The organism is Paenarthrobacter sp. JL.01a, assembly GCF_025452095.1.
GTDB lineage: Bacteria > Actinomycetota > Actinomycetes > Actinomycetales > Micrococcaceae > Arthrobacter.
This window is the reverse complement of sequence record NZ_CP104877.1, coordinates 4,069,929-4,083,792: the sequence shown is the minus strand read 5'-3', so window position 1 is coordinate 4,083,792 and position 13,864 is coordinate 4,069,929. Positions and strand designations below refer to the sequence as shown.

The window sequence follows — 13,864 nt, the reverse complement described above, 5'->3', positions numbered from 1 at the left end:
CGCCGCGGGACACACGTTAGGAATTCACATGGCAACAGAGACCGTTGCGAAGCCCCGCACCAGCCTGCGCGTTGGTGTCCAAAAGTTCGGTACATTCCTCTCCGGCATGATCATGCCCAACATCGGTGCCTTCATCGCCTGGGGTCTGATCACGGCCCTGTTCATCGAAAAGGGCTACCTCCCAGTGCCCCAGCTTGGTGGCTTCGGTACCAACGCCGAAGGTGTTGCCAACGTGGGCCTTGTTGGGCCCATGATCACCTACCTCCTGCCCCTGCTGATCGCGTACACCGGCGGCAAGATGGTCTATGACGTCCGTGGCGGCGTTGTGGGTGCCATTGGAACCATGGGCGTCATTGTTGGCGCCGGGATCCCGATGTTCATCGGTGCCATGATCATGGGTCCCCTTGGTGGCTGGACCATCAAGCAGCTCGACCGCCTGTGGGACGGAAAGATCCGGCCCGGCTTCGAGATGCTGGTCAACAACTTCTCTGCCGGTATCTGGGGTGCTGCATTGGCCCTGCTGGGGTTCTACGGCATTTCACCGTTGGTCGCCGGCTTCAGCAAGGGCGCAGGCAACGTGGTCCAGTTCCTGGTGGACAACGGACTGCTCCCGCTCACGAGCATCTTCATCGAACCCGCCAAGGTGCTCTTCCTCAACAACGCCATCAACCACGGTGTGCTGACTCCGCTGGGTGTCCAGCAGTCCCTTGAGCAGGGCAAGTCCATCCTCTTCCTGCTCGAGGCCAACCCCGGCCCGGGCCTGGGCATCCTGCTCGCGTACATGTTCTTTGGCCGTGGGGCAGCGAAGGCTTCGGCACCCGGTGCCGCGATCATCCACTTCCTGGGCGGTATCCACGAGATCTACTTCCCGTACGTCCTGATGAAGCCGATCCTGATCCTCGCCGCCATCGGTGGCGGCATGACGGGCATTGCAACGCTTGCCCTGACCAACTCCGGCCTGGTTGCCCCGGCAGCCCCGGGTTCCATCATCGCCGTTATCGCGCAGACCTCGCGTGACAGCTACGTTGGGGTGATCCTGGCGGTCGTCCTGGCCACCACCGTCTCCTTCCTGATCGCTTCCCTGATCCTGCGCACCTCCAAGAACAAGGGCGAGGACGACCTCACCGAAGCTACCTCCCGCATGGAAGCCATGAAGGGCAAGAAGAGCTCCGTCTCCTCCGCACTGACCGGCGAGGGCGCCGGTGACCGTGCCGCGGCCCGCGGCGAGGGAACCGTCCTGACCCGTCCTGTCCAGAACATCGTGTTCGCTTGCGACGCCGGTATGGGCTCCAGCGCCATGGGCGCCTCGGTTCTTCGCAACAAGATCAAGGCTGCAGGGTTCCCGGACGTGAAGGTCACCAACTCGGCCATCGCCAACCTGAGCGACAGCTACGACGTCGTCGTGACGCACGAGGACCTCACCGAGAGGGCCCAGCCGCGTACGGCCAGCGCCGTGCACTACTCGGTGGACAACTTCATGAACAGCCCGCGCTACGACGAGATCGTTGAACTCGTGAGGGCCAGCAACAGCGAGGGCGCACCGGCAGAAACCACAGAGACCGCCGCAGCAGCTCCCACCCATGGCGCGCACACCGCTGAGCCGGCTGCCGCCGTCGAAGGTAAAGCCGTGCTGTTGCGTGAAAGCGTAGTCCTGAACGGTACTTCCCGCGACCGCGACAGCGCGATCGACGAGGCCGGACAGCTCCTGCTCGACCGTGGTGCTGTGGACATGAGCTACGTCCACGCGATGCACGAGCGCGAAGAATCCGTATCCACCTACATGGGCAGCTTCCTGGCGATCCCGCACGGCACGAACGCCGCCAAGGAACACATCAACCACTCGGCCGTGTCCATTGTCCGTTACCCGGAGGGCATCGACTGGGGCGGCAAGCAAGTGAAGTTCGTCGTCGGCGTGGCCGGCATCAACAACGAGCACCTCCATATCCTGTCCTCCATTGCCAAGATCTTCACCAACAAGGCACAGGTTGCCCAGTTGGAGCAGGCAACCACGGTGGACGAAGTCCTGGAGCTGTTCGGAAAGGTCAACGCATAGTGAAGGCAGTCCATTTCGGGGCGGGCAATATTGGACGCGGCTTCGTGGGGTTGCTGCTGCACGAAGCAGGCTATGAGGTGGTGTTCGCGGATGTCGCCGAGGCCCTGATCAGCCAGCTCGCGTCCGCGGAGTCGTACGACGTCCATGAAGTAGGCGAGAACCCTGCGGTCAAGACAGTTACTGGCTTCCGGGCCCTTAACTCCGCGACGCAGGAAGCTGCGGTCGTGGAGGAAATCGCGACGGCGGATGTGGTCACCACCGCGGTGGGGCCCCACATCCTGAAGTTCGTTGCCCCGGTGATCGCCCGCGGGCTGGCCGCCCGGCCTGCGGACCTCCCACCCCTCCAGGTGATGGCGTGCGAGAACGCCATCAACGCCACGGATCTCCTGCACACGGAGATCCGGGCGGCCTGGGACGACTCGGCAGGCGACCTGGACGGCGTCGCGGTTTTCGCAAACACCGCAGTGGACCGCATTGTCCCCAACCAGGCAGCGGGCCAAGGCCTGGACGTTACAGTGGAGACCTTCTACGAGTGGGTCATCGACCGCACGCCTTTCACGGGCAATGCACCGGTGATCCCGGCCGCCACGTTCGTGGACGAGCTGGGACCGTACATCGAGCGCAAGCTGTTCACGGTGAACACGGGCCACGCTTCGGCGGCCTACTTCGGGTACCAGGCCGGGCTGGAGAAGATCTCCGACGCCATGGCCGATCCAGCCGTCGCCGCTAAGGTCCGTGCGGTGCTGGAGGAGACCAAGGAACTCCTGGTGGGCAAGCACGGGTTCGAGGAAGCTGCACAGGAAGCGTACGTGCAGAAGATCCTCTCGCGCTTCACCAACCCGCACCTGCCGGACACGGTGGTGCGTGTGGGGCGTGCCCCATTGCGGAAGCTCGGCCGGCACGAGCGTTTTGTGGGCCCGGCGGCTGAACTCGCCGAGCGCGGAGTCACCCCGGTGGCATTGCTTGAGGCCATGTCCGCGGCCCTGCGTTTCGACGACGGAGCCGACGACGAAGCCGTGGAGCTCGTCAAGCTGCTGTCCGAACTGGACGCGGCAGCCGTCGTCGAACGAGTGACAGAACTGACGCCGCAGCACCCGCTGTTCCCAGCCGTGCAGAAGCTGGTGGAGGACCGCCAAGCCGAGCTCTGACCCTCTCTCACATCCCACGCGTTTGAGGGAGACCCTCTCTCACTATTCGCTGTTAAAAGCCCGACGCCGGGCACCCAAGGTGGGTGCCCGGCGTCGGGCTTTCGCTTTTAAGGGTTAGCGCGCTGCCGCGGTTTCGGCTTCCGCCATCGCCTTCCATTCGGCCACGCGGGCCTGGTGAAGCGGTGAGCGGCGGACCACTGCGTAAGCAATGCCCAGGATCGCGAACCAGATGGGCGTCACCAGCAACGCGGTGAGCGTGTCCGGCTGGGTGGTCAGTGCCCACACCAGGAAGGCGAAGAACGCGAACACCACCCACACCATCGGCACGCCGCCGGGCATCTTGAACGCGGAGGCTGCGTGCTGTTCCGGGCGGCGCTTCCGGTACACCAGGTAGCTGGCCAGGATGATCGACCAGACGAACATGAAGCAGACTGCGGACACTGTGGTTACCATGTCGAACGCCACGCCGACGTCCTTGCCCGCGTAGAGGAGGACGACGCCGGCGAGCAACAGGACGCAGGAAAGGAACAGTGCGTTCCGGGGTACTTTGCGGCTGGAGAGGCGGCCGAAGAGCTTGGGTGCATCGCCGTCGTTGGCCAAGCCGTAGACCATGCGCGAGGTCGAGTAGATGCCGGAGTTGGCCGATGACATGGCGGAGGTGAGGACCACGAGGTTCACCACGGTAGCGGCCATGCCCAGGCCCGCCAGCGAGAACATCGCGATGAACGGGCTCTGGCCGGCTTTGAACTCAGTCCATGGGGTGACGGACATGAGGATGATCAGGGCGCCAACGTAGAAGAGCATGACGCGCAGGGGAATGGCATTGATGGCGCGGGGGAGGTTGTGCTCGGGGTTCTTGGTTTCAGCTGCTGCCGTGCCCACGAGTTCGATGCCCACGAAGGCGAAGACGGCGATCTGGAAGCCGGCAACGAAGCCCATGAACTCCTTGGGGAAGAAGCCGCCATGGCTCCACAGGTTGGTGAAGCTGGCCGTACCCGCGTTGGACTGGAAACCGGTGAAGATCATCACCAGGCCTACGACGATCAGCGCCACGATGGCCACGATCTTGATGAGCGCGAACCAGAATTCCGTCTCGCCGAAGGCCTTCACGGTGGGCAGGTTCAGCAGGAGCAGGATGATGATGGTGGCCAGGCCCGGGATCCACAGCTGGATGCCCGGCCATAGCTCGTTGGCGTAACCCGCAATCGCGATGACGTCAGCCACGCCGGTGACAACCCAGCAGAACCAGTAGGTCCAGCCGGTGAAGAAGCCGGCCCACGGACCCAGGAGGTCGCCGGCGAAGTCGCTGAACGATTTGTAGTTCAGGTTGGACAGCAGGAGCTGCCCCATGGCGCGCATGACGAAGAAGAGCATGAAGCCGATGATCATGTACACGAAGATCACAGAGGGACCGGCGACGGAGATGGTCTTGCCGGAGCCCATGAAGAGGCCCGTTCCGATGGCGCCGCCGATGGCCAGGAGCTGGATGTGGCGGTTGCTGAGCGAGCGTGAAAGGTGGGGCTCGCTGTCCCTGCTGGAGGCAGCACGCTGCCCTGTTGTTGTCTGGTCAGACATGAGTGTTCAAGAACCCTTCGGAAGAACCGTCAAAAAGGTGACGGCCGTTACAGATCTGGTTCGATAAAGCTATAGCTTATGTCTGACAAATGGCGAATCGGTCTGCATGGCGAAAGCTCCCTTGTTGAGAGGGAGCTTAGGCCGTTAGTGTGCGGCTACGCGATCTGCCGCTTGTAGGCCGCTGTCGCAAAGGCATAAGCGACGACAAGGATTCCCAGGCACCAAGCCAGCGCGACCCAGATATCGCTTCCCGCCGGTTGTTGGGCAAACAGATCCTGGATGGTGTTCACGATCGACGTCACTGGCTGGTTTTCGGCGAACCAGCGGACCGGTCCCGGCATGGTGTCCGTCGGGACGAAGGCGGAGCTGATGAATGGCAGGAAGATCAGCGGGTAGGAGAATCCTCCCGCGCCATCCACCGACTTCGCCGAAAGGCCGGCGATGATGGCGATCCACGTCAGCGCCAGGGTAAACAACGTCAGGATTCCAGCGACGGCCAGCCAGTCCAGCACATTCGCGGAGGTCCGGAACCCCATGAGCAGCGCAACCCCCACGATGATCAACAACGACAGCCCGTTGGCACCCAGTGACGTAAGGACGTGGGCCCACAGCACCGAGGAGCGAGCGATGGGCATGGACTGGAACCGCTCGAAGATGCCGCTCTGCATGTCCGTGAAAAGCCGGACCGCGGTGTAGGCGATACCCGAAGCGATGGCGATCAGCATGATGCCAGGGAGCAGGTAGTTGACGTAGTTATCCGTGTCGGTCCTGATGGCGCCACCGAAGACGTAGACGAACAGGAGCATCAGGGCAATTGGCGTGATCGCGGTGGTGATGATGGTGTCCACGCTCCTGAAGATGTGACGCATGGAGCGCCCCAGCAGGACTGAGGTGTCTGCGAAGAAATGGGTGTTCATGACCTGTCCTTTACTGACTCGGTGCTGCCGTTGGTTCCTACCAGTGCCAGGAAGATGTCCTCCAGGCTCGGCTGCTTTTCCACGTATTCCACCTTGGCCGGCGGCAGGAGCTGCTTGAGCTCGCCGAGGGTGCCGTTGGCGATGATGCGTCCTTCATGAAGGATGGCTATGCGGTCCGCCAATTGCTCGGCCTCGTCCAAATACTGGGTGGTGAGCAGCACGGTGGTGCCCTTGGTGGCGAGGTTCTTGACGATCTGCCACACCTCAATGCGGGCCTCCGGGTCGAGCCCGGTGGTGGGTTCGTCCAGGAAGATCACCTTCGGGTTGCCGATCAGGCTCATGGCGATGTCCAGGCGCCGCCTCATCCCGCCGGAATACGTCGCCACTTTGCGGGCGCCGGCGTCGCTGAGGCTGAATTGCGCAAGGAGTTCGTCCGCGATCCCGGCCGGGTTCTTCAGATGGCGCAGTTTGGCCACCAGGATGAGGTTCTCCTTCCCGCTGAGGACCTCATCCACCGCGGCGAACTGCCCGGTCAAGCTGATGGACTGCCTCACCTGAAGCGATTCGGAGCCGATGTCGAAACCGTCGACGGCGGCCTGACCGCCGTCGGCTGTCAGCAGCGTCGACAGGATCTTCACCATGGTGGTTTTCCCCGCTCCGTTGGATCCGAGGAGGGCGAAAATACTGCCTTTCGCAACTTCGAAGTCCACGCCCTTGAGTACATGGAGATCCTTGTAGGACTTTTCGATGCCCTTTACCTGGATTGCCGCAGCAGTCATGATTCTGCTTCCTTCGCTTTGTCTATGGCCTTGTTGAGGCGCTCGCGTTCCTTGTCGATCCAGCGTTTTCCGCCGTAGGCCTGGGCGAAGGTTTCGGCGAATTCGATGGGGTCATCTCCGACGATCGCGCTCACCGGCGTGCCGTCCACAGCGGCGCGTTCCCAGAGATCGGCCAGGTCCGTGAACATCTGCACCATGGTGTCGCCTTCTGTCACTCCGCCGTAGTACATGAGGTAGCGGTTGAATGCGGTGGCTACGGTGAGGTACGGCTCGGGCAGGGCATCCAGCCGCGCCTTTGCCTGCTTGTATTGCTTCTTCTGCTCGAGTGATCCGGTGACCAGTTCGATCCATTTTGCTGCCATGTCAGTTTCCTTCCTTGCGGAGCTGTTCCAGCCGTTCGGACAGGAAGCTCCAGGTGTTCCAGAATTCGTTCAGTTCTTTTTTGCCTTGGGCGTTGAGGGTGTACACCTTTCGGGGCGGGCCCTTTTCGGATGGTCGTTTCTCGACGTCCACCAGCCCCTTTTGTTCGATCCTCACCAGCAGCGCGTACACGGTGCCTTCGGCGATCTCGGTAAAGCCCTGTTCCCGGAGCAGCGTGGTGATTTCATATCCGTACGCTGCCTTTCCGGTCAGCAGGGCCAACACGATGCCCTCCAAAGTGCCTTTGAGCATCTCTGTCATTTGCTTGCCCATCGGACACCTCCTTCACTACTCAGTATTGCTAGCTACCACTACATAGTAGAACTAAGTACCGGTACTTAGCAATACTGAATACCGAAGAATTTGGCATGCTGGGGTGGTGACTACGGAACCCGCCGCCTCGCCCACCTTGCTGACTGCCGCCGTCGACTCCGGGACCTTCACCCTTCGACGCGCCCGGAAGGGCGACCTGCCGCAGATCCTGGCCTTGCTGGCGGACGACCAGCTGGGTGCCGCGCGCGAAAGTGCCGACGATTTGGCGCCATACGAGCGGGCTTTTGACGCGATCGACGCCGACCCTGCGCACCTTTTGGTGGTGGGCGAACTGGACGGCGGGGTTGTGGCCACTTTCCAGCTCAGCTATATCCCCGGCCTGTCCCGTCGGGGGTCATGGCGCGCACAGATCGAGGCGGTTCGGGTTTCCGGTGCGCTGCGGGGGCAGGGCGTTGGGGCGCTCATGATCCAGTGGGCCATTGATCAGGCCCGCCAGCGTGGATGCTCGCTCGTTCAGCTCACCACCGACAAATCCCGGGTCGCCGCTCATCGCTTCTATGAGCGGCTCGGTTTTGTCGCGAGCCACGAGGGCATGAAGCTCACCCTCTAACCCCTCACCCAACTAGGGGACAGTAAACGTCGCTACGGACCCCTACTGCGACATTTGCTGCCCCCTGGTTGGGTGCACCAGGGCTTGACTATTAGGGTGCCTAACTATTAGGCTACCTAAATATGAATGATGGCTTCAGTCCCAGACTCATTGACCTTGCGCAGGAATTCCGTGAGGCCCTGCGGTTGGGCGTCTACATGTTCCGCCGCTTGGATCCGGAAGGCGACCTCACCGCCGCGCAGCTAAGCCTTCTTTCGATGATTGAGGGTGCCGGCCTGCGGGTTGGCGACATCGCCAAAAACCTGGGCATCAAGGTCCCAAGCGCGACCGAGCAGATCATCAAGCTTGAGCGTGCCGGCCTGGTGACCCGCCAGCCCGACCCCGATGACTCCCGCGCGGTCAAAGTGGCCATCACCAAAGCCGGGCATGCCGCCGTCGAATCCGCTAACCATCGCCGCAACGCGATGGTGGCGGAGTTGCTGAAGGGCCTCAGCCCGGAGGAAGTGGACGCGCTGGCGGCGGCGCTTCCCGTCATCAGCAAAATCAACAGCTCGTTCCAGAACTAATACCCAGTCACGCACCAACAAGGAGCAATTGAATGTCACGCCAGTTGGCTGACGCTTCAGCAAGCGCCGAAACAACCGTCGAAAACACCCTCGAAGCGGAGAAGGCTTCGTTCCTCAAGCAACCCAAAGCAGTCTGGGCGACAGCGCTCGCCGCAGTCTTTGCCTTCATGGGCATTGGGCTGGTTGATCCGATCCTCCCCGCGATTGCCAGGAACCTCCAGGCGTCCACCAGCGAAGTGTCGTTGCTGTTCACCAGCTACTTCCTGGTGACGGCGATAGCGATGCTGATCAGCGGCTTTGTCTCTTCCAGGATCGGCGGGAAAAAGACGCTCCTCATCGGCCTGGCGATCATTGTGGTCTTCGCATCGTTGTCCGGTCTTTCCGGCAGCGTTGAACAGCTTGTGGGCTTCCGCGCAGGGTGGGGCCTTGGAAATGCGCTGTTCGTTGCAACTGCCTTGGCCGTGATTGTCGGTGTCGCAAGCGGCGGAACGGGAACCGCGATCATCCTCTATGAGGCTGCCCTCGGCCTTGGCATATCGCTTGGGCCGCTGCTGGGCGCCCTCCTTGGCGGGTGGCAGTGGCGTGCACCCTTCTTTGGCACGGCGGTACTGATGGCCATCGCGTTCATTGCCCTGCTGGCGTTGCTCCCCAAGACACCCGCGCCCGCCAGGAAGTCCCGGCTCCGGGATCCGCTCCTGGCTCTCGGGCACAAAGGCCTCCGCACCACGGCCGCCAGCGCCCTCTTTTATAACTACGGCTTCTTCACGATCCTGGCTTTCACGCCTTTCATCCTTGGCATGGATGCCTACGGCATCGGCGGAGTCTTCTTCGGCTGGGGCGTGGCTGTGGCTGTGTTCTCGGTGTTCGTTGCGCCCGTGCTGCAGAAGCGCTTTGGCGCGGTGAACGTCCTGACAGGCACCCTGGCCGTCCTTATGCTCGACTTGATCGGTTTGGGGCTGGCCGCGGGGCACTCGGTGCCTGCCGTCGTCGTGCTGGTGATCGTGGCCGGCGCCCTGCTGGGCATCAACAACACGGTGTACACGGAACTGGCCATGGGCGTCTCAGACTCGCCGCGTCCGGTTGCTTCCGCCGGTTATAACTTTGTCCGCTGGATGGGCGGCGCGCTTGCTCCCTTCGCCGCCGCGCAGCTCGGCGAGCACTTCGGGCCGCAGGTGCCGTTCTTCGCGGGCGCCGTTGCCATGGTGATCGCCATCCTCATCGCGTTCGGGGGTCGGAAGTTCCTGTCGTCCCACGAACCGCACCTGGTTTAGCAATCACAAACAAAGAAGCCCGGCGGATCGCATCCGCCGGGCTTCTTTGTTTGCTATTTGCCTTCGTCCGAAGTGACCGGCAGCGGTGCCACCGGTGCGCCCTTGGGAACGAACAGGGTTTCGGCCTGCTCCAGGGACATGCCGTTCGTTTCGGGAACCTTGAACATCACGAAGAAGAACGACGCCGCCGCGAACGCCGCGTACATGGCATACGTCAGGGGCAGCGAACCTGCCGCCATTATCGGGAAACTCAATGTGATGGCAAAGTTGGCGATCCACTGCGCAGCAGCGGCCAGGCCGAGCGCGCGGGCGCGGATGCGGGACGGGAAGATCTCACCCAGCAGCACCCATACCAGCGGACCCCATGAGGCACCAAAGCTGATCACGAACACGTTGGCCGCGACCAAAGCGATCGGTCCCCACGCGCCGGGAAGGGTGATGTCCGCCCCTGATCCTTGAGCTGAGGAGAAGGCCAATGCCATAACCCCCAGCGATACAGCCATGCCGATGGAGCCGGTGAGCAGGATGGGTCGGCGGCCAATGCGGTCCACCAGCGCGATGGCCACAAGGGTCACCAGAATGTTGGTGACGGACGTGGCAACCGAGATGGTCAGCGAGTCCTTCTCCTGGAAACCGACAGCCTTCCACAGGGTGGTCGAGTAATAGAAGATGACGTTGATGCCAACAAACTGCTGCAGCACCGACAGGATGATGCCGATCCACACCACAGGCAGCAGGCCGAAGCGGTTGCCGCGCAAGGAACCCTTTTTTGTGGAGAGCTTTTCCTGCTGGATGGATTCACGGATCTCGCGGATGTGGCGGTCGATGTCGTCGCCAGGGATCAGTCTGGTGAAGATGGTGCGGGCCTGGTCTTCCTTGCCGTTGAGCACCAGGAAGTGCGGCGACTCGGGCAGGCGGAAAGCGATCCAGCCATAGACGGCGGCGGGAACTGCGCAGGCGATGAACATCCACCGCCACGCTTCAATGCCCAGCCACAGGGTTTCACCGGCACCGCCGGCCGAGTTTGCCAGGACCGCATCGGAGAGCAGCGCGGCAAAGATACCCGTGGTGATGGCCAATTGCTGGAGTGATGCCAAACGGCCGCGGACATGCCTCGGCGAGATTTCCGAGATGTAGGCGGGGGCAATCACAGACGCCAGGCCAATGCCGAGGCCGCCAACCAAGCGCCAGAAGATGAGGTCCCACACGCTGAAGGCCAGGCCGGTTCCAATAGCACTTACCAGAAACAGCAGCGCACCGATCTTCATCGCGGGAATGCGCCCATAACGGTCGGCAACTTTGCCGGCCAGGTAGGCACCCACGGCACAACCGAGCAGTGCCACGGCAACGGCGAATCCGGTGAGTGCCTCGCTCATGGCGAATTCGCCCGCCATGGCATCCACGGCGCCGTTAACCACGGAGGAATCAAAGCCGAAAAGGAAGCCACCCACTGCGCCGGCGACAGCGAGGCCGATCACCTTCCGTGAAACGTGGGGCGCGCCTGCTTCGGTGCTGGGACTGGACATGGGTCTCCCTTGGGAAAGGTGTTGGGGGCTGCGATGCGTGACGTCGTCGGCTGTTCCGACGGGGACGCCGGTGCACTCGCGCTACACAGTGTGGCACGTCATATCCGCCAAGTTCCAGTCAAGTGATGGACGTGACATGCATTCACTTTCTTAACCCAACAGGCTCTGGCTATGCGCTGAACGTTCCCTGGGAGTCAATGCCAGCCTCCTCGGCGGCACGACGCCGCTGCTTGGATCCACTTATTGAACGCAAAGCACGACGGCGGCCCGCGAGGATGGTGACATCCCCAAGGGCCGCCGTCAGGGCGTATGTCGCATGGAACCGCGGTTAGCTAGTGCGCCGGAACTGAATCCTTGGCAGCAGCCTTGGGATCCGTGAGCTTCTTGTTCGGCAGCGCGAAACTGATCAGGAACGCGATGATCATCAGGCCAGCGGCGGTCAGCATCACTACATCGATTGCCTGTGCGAAGCCTTCCGTGATCGGCCGGGTGAGCGTGCTGTTGGCCGCGTGCAACCAGCTGGTGTCGTTCAACGAATCGTTGTTGGCACCGTTCTTGAAGAAGTCGAACAGCTTGGCGTTCGCCGGGTCCGAAGCCACAGCAGGATCCCGCATGACTGCCTGGTAGTCCGGGCTCGATACAGCGTTCTTCATGCCGTCGGCGATCTTGTCAGCAGCCGTGCTGAACAGCATGGAGATGAATACTGCTGTTCCAACAGCGCCGCCCATGGAGCGGAAGAACGCGGCGGTGGACGTGCCGACGCCCATGTCCTTTGGAGGAACGGAAACCTGCATGGCGAGGGTCAGCGGCTGCATGCAGAAGCCGAGTCCGACGCCGAAGAACACGGCGATCAGGCCGGGAACCCATAGCCCGGTGTCGACTCCCAGGACCAGGCCCATCACTGTGGCTGCACCCGCCAGAATGGCAGTACCCAGGATCGGGAAGATCCGGTAGACGCCGGACGAGGAAATCGTGCGTCCAGCGGAGATGGACCCGAAGAGGATGCCCACAGTGAACGTGATCATCATCAGGCCGGCCTCGGTAGGCGTCAAGCCCTTCACCAGCTGCAGGTACATGGGCAGCATGGCGATGGCACCGAACATGCCGATACCGATGATGAAGTTCAACAGCGAGGACAGGCCGAACGTGGAGTTCTTGAAGAGCCGCAACGGGATCAGGGCATAGTCCCCTGCGCGCCGCTCGGCCAGGAGGAAGGCCACGATGCCGATGACGCCAAGGCCGTAGCAAAGCCACGATCCCGCCGAAGCCCAGCCCCACGTGCGTCCCTGCTCTGCCACCAGAAGCAGCGGAACAATGGCCAGCGTGATGGCGGCGGCACCCCAGTAGTCAATCTTCTGCTTGACGTGCCGGGCCGGCAGGTGCAGGAACAGGAAGACCACCACAAGCGCAGCGAGGCCAATGGGAAGGTTGATGAAGAAGACCCAACGCCAGCCGTCAAAGCCCAGGATGTTCGAAGAACCTGCGAAGGCGCCGCCAATGACCGGGCCAAGAACAGACGAGATGCCGAACACCGACATGAAGTAGCCCTGGTACTTGGCCCGGTCCTTCAGGGCGACGATGTCACCGATGATGGTCAGGGCCAGCGCCAGGAGGCCACCGGCGCCCAGGCCCTGGATGCCGCGTGCGATGGCGAGTTCGGTCATGGAGTGCACGGACCCCGCGTACAGCGAGCCGGCCAGGAAGATCAGGATGGCGGTGAGGTACAAGGGCCGCCGGCCGAAGATATCGCTGAGCTTGCCGTACAAGGGCGTGCTGACAGTAGAGGTGATGAGGTACGCCGTGGTGGCCCACGCCTGAAGGGACAGGCCGTCGAGGTCGTTGGCGATGGTGTAGATGGACGTGGACACGATGGTCTGGTCCAGCGAGGACAGGAACATGCCGAGCATGAGTCCCACCATGACGGTGAGTGTCTGACGATGGGTCAGAACTTCACCAGCGGCCCGAACGGGCGTGGAATTGGACATATCTTCTCCAGAGATGGCAGAAAAGTGGGATTAAGCAGGATAGTTGCTTTCAGTAACTATCCTAACGCCCAGTTCATTCCCAGCGGGAAAATATTTCTCCTCCCGGGCCCTCCAAGACGCCCGCCGGTCTCAGCGCTCCAGCAAGATGCCATCCGGATCGCTGTAGATCATGGCTCCCGGCCGGATGCGGACGTCATCGATCACGAGTTCCACGTCGAGCTCCCCGGCACCTGTCTTTGCGCTCTTCCGAGGGTTGCTTCCGAGGGCTTTGACCCCCAAAGGCAAGCGGGCAATTGCTTCGCGGTCCCTGATGGCCCCGTTGATGATCACACCGGCCCAGCCGTTTTCCACAGCACTGTCAGCAATCATGTCCCCCATCAGGGCGGTCCGCAGGGAACCTTGACCGTCAATGACCAGGACCGCGCCCTCACCCGGAGTACCCAGGACGGATTTCACCAATGCATTGTCTTCGAAGCACCGGATGGTGCGGACCGGGCCGCTGAAGTGCGTGTGTCCACCGAGGTTGTGGAACTGGATGGCAAGGGACTCCAGGTCCTCGCCGCGCTCGTCGTAGAGATCGGCTGTATTTATCTGCTCGCTCATAGTGCTCCTTCCAAGTGGTTTGAGGCCACACTAACGCGTCCATGTGACCCGGACCGTGCGTATTTCGAGCTATGTGGATAAACGACGCGACCGCGGTTCAGGTGTCACTGCGCCGCGTTAGGCTGAGTCCACACACAA

At 62.1% G+C, this 13,864-nt stretch carries 13 protein-coding genes; 5 read left to right on the top strand and 8 right to left on the bottom strand.

The window, feature by feature from the left end; translation table 11 throughout:
• The first annotated feature begins 28 nt into the window (after window positions 1-28).
• Together N5P29_RS19350 and N5P29_RS19345 are read left to right on the top strand one after the other, a co-directional pair.
• Window positions 29-2,053, top strand: coding sequence for a PTS mannitol transporter subunit IICBA (locus N5P29_RS19350; protein ID WP_262276401.1), 2,025 nt, complete (start codon window positions 29-31; stop codon window positions 2,051-2,053).
• Window positions 2,053-3,201, top strand: a complete 1,149-nt coding sequence (locus N5P29_RS19345) for a mannitol-1-phosphate 5-dehydrogenase (protein WP_262276400.1) — start codon at window positions 2,053-2,055, stop codon at window positions 3,199-3,201. Before N5P29_RS19350 ends, N5P29_RS19345 begins: the two co-directional genes overlap by 1 nt.
• Window positions 3,202-3,315: 114 nt before the next feature.
• Here the strand turns inward: N5P29_RS19345 and cycA are convergent, their stop codons facing one another.
• The 5 genes from cycA to N5P29_RS19320 form a co-directional block, all read right to left on the bottom strand.
• A complete protein-coding gene (cycA, locus tag N5P29_RS19340) occupies window positions 3,316-4,776 on the bottom strand; it encodes a D-serine/D-alanine/glycine transporter (RefSeq protein ID WP_262276399.1) in 1,461 nt (486 codons plus the stop codon).
• A gap of 155 nt (window positions 4,777-4,931) precedes the next feature.
• On the bottom strand, window positions 4,932-5,693 hold the full coding sequence (locus tag N5P29_RS19335; RefSeq protein WP_262276398.1) for an ABC transporter permease: 762 nt from the start codon (window positions 5,691-5,693) through the stop codon (window positions 4,932-4,934).
• Window positions 5,690-6,472 (bottom strand): ABC transporter ATP-binding protein, encoded by a 783-nt coding sequence (locus N5P29_RS19330; protein WP_262276397.1) that lies wholly within the window; start codon window positions 6,470-6,472, stop codon window positions 5,690-5,692. Before N5P29_RS19330 ends, N5P29_RS19335 begins: the two co-directional genes overlap by 4 nt.
• Window positions 6,469-6,834 (bottom strand): DUF1048 domain-containing protein, encoded by a 366-nt coding sequence (locus tag N5P29_RS19325; protein ID WP_262276396.1) that lies wholly within the window; start codon window positions 6,832-6,834, stop codon window positions 6,469-6,471. Before N5P29_RS19325 ends, N5P29_RS19330 begins: the two co-directional genes overlap by 4 nt.
• A gap of 1 nt (window position 6,835) precedes the next feature.
• Window positions 6,836-7,165, bottom strand: a complete 330-nt coding sequence (locus N5P29_RS19320; protein ID WP_144662159.1) for a PadR family transcriptional regulator — start codon at window positions 7,163-7,165, stop codon at window positions 6,836-6,838.
• Window positions 7,166-7,268: 103 nt separating this feature from the next.
• Between N5P29_RS19320 and N5P29_RS19315 the strand changes: the two genes are divergently transcribed.
• The 3 genes from N5P29_RS19315 to N5P29_RS19305 all read left to right on the top strand — a co-directional run bounded on the left by N5P29_RS19315 (window position 7,269) and on the right by N5P29_RS19305 (window position 9,612).
• Window positions 7,269-7,775 (top strand): GNAT family N-acetyltransferase, encoded by a 507-nt coding sequence (locus N5P29_RS19315; protein ID WP_262276395.1) that lies wholly within the window; start codon window positions 7,269-7,271, stop codon window positions 7,773-7,775.
• A 122-nt stretch (window positions 7,776-7,897) separates the two neighbouring features.
• Window positions 7,898-8,341 carry a MarR family winged helix-turn-helix transcriptional regulator gene (locus N5P29_RS19310; RefSeq protein WP_262276394.1) on the top strand — a complete coding sequence of 148 codons (444 nt, stop codon included), beginning with the start codon at window positions 7,898-7,900 and terminating at the stop codon, window positions 8,339-8,341.
• A gap of 32 nt (window positions 8,342-8,373) precedes the next feature.
• Window positions 8,374-9,612, top strand: a complete 1,239-nt coding sequence (locus N5P29_RS19305) for an MFS transporter (RefSeq protein WP_262276393.1) — start codon at window positions 8,374-8,376, stop codon at window positions 9,610-9,612.
• A gap of 53 nt (window positions 9,613-9,665) precedes the next feature.
• Here the strand turns inward: N5P29_RS19305 and N5P29_RS19300 are convergent, their stop codons facing one another.
• The 3 genes from N5P29_RS19300 to rraA form a co-directional block, all read right to left on the bottom strand.
• The gene (locus N5P29_RS19300) at window positions 9,666-11,138 is read right to left on the bottom strand and encodes a sugar porter family MFS transporter (RefSeq protein WP_262276392.1); all 1,473 of its coding nucleotides are present in this window, start codon (window positions 11,136-11,138) and stop codon (window positions 9,666-9,668) included.
• Window positions 11,139-11,470: 332 nt separating this feature from the next.
• The gene (locus N5P29_RS19295; RefSeq protein WP_262276391.1) at window positions 11,471-13,123 is read right to left on the bottom strand and encodes an MDR family MFS transporter; all 1,653 of its coding nucleotides are present in this window, start codon (window positions 13,121-13,123) and stop codon (window positions 11,471-11,473) included.
• A gap of 129 nt (window positions 13,124-13,252) precedes the next feature.
• The gene (gene rraA / locus N5P29_RS19290; RefSeq protein WP_262276390.1) at window positions 13,253-13,726 is read right to left on the bottom strand and encodes a ribonuclease E activity regulator RraA; all 474 of its coding nucleotides are present in this window, start codon (window positions 13,724-13,726) and stop codon (window positions 13,253-13,255) included.
• Between the last annotated feature and the right edge of the window lie 138 nt (window positions 13,727-13,864).

Coding starts and splice junctions, on each gene's coding strand:
- N5P29_RS19350 (WP_262276401.1), top strand. CDS start 29: ATGGCAACAGAGACCGTTGCGAAGCCCCGCACCAGCCTGCGCGTTGGT.
- cycA (WP_262276399.1), bottom strand. CDS start 4,776: ATGTCTGACCAGACAACAACAGGGCAGCGTGCTGCCTCCAGCAGGGAC.
- N5P29_RS19335 (WP_262276398.1), bottom strand. CDS start 5,693: ATGAACACCCATTTCTTCGCAGACACCTCAGTCCTGCTGGGGCGCTCC.
- N5P29_RS19330 (WP_262276397.1), bottom strand. CDS start 6,472: ATGACTGCTGCGGCAATCCAGGTAAAGGGCATCGAAAAGTCCTACAAG.
- N5P29_RS19325 (WP_262276396.1), bottom strand. CDS start 6,834: ATGGCAGCAAAATGGATCGAACTGGTCACCGGATCACTCGAGCAGAAG.
- N5P29_RS19320 (WP_144662159.1), bottom strand. CDS start 7,165: ATGGGCAAGCAAATGACAGAGATGCTCAAAGGCACTTTGGAGGGCATC.
- N5P29_RS19310 (WP_262276394.1), top strand. CDS start 7,898: ATGAATGATGGCTTCAGTCCCAGACTCATTGACCTTGCGCAGGAATTC.
- N5P29_RS19305 (WP_262276393.1), top strand. CDS start 8,374: ATGTCACGCCAGTTGGCTGACGCTTCAGCAAGCGCCGAAACAACCGTC.
- N5P29_RS19300 (WP_262276392.1), bottom strand. CDS start 11,138: ATGTCCAGTCCCAGCACCGAAGCAGGCGCGCCCCACGTTTCACGGAAG.
- N5P29_RS19295 (WP_262276391.1), bottom strand. CDS start 13,123: ATGTCCAATTCCACGCCCGTTCGGGCCGCTGGTGAAGTTCTGACCCAT.
- rraA (WP_262276390.1), bottom strand. CDS start 13,726: ATGAGCGAGCAGATAAATACAGCCGATCTCTACGACGAGCGCGGCGAG.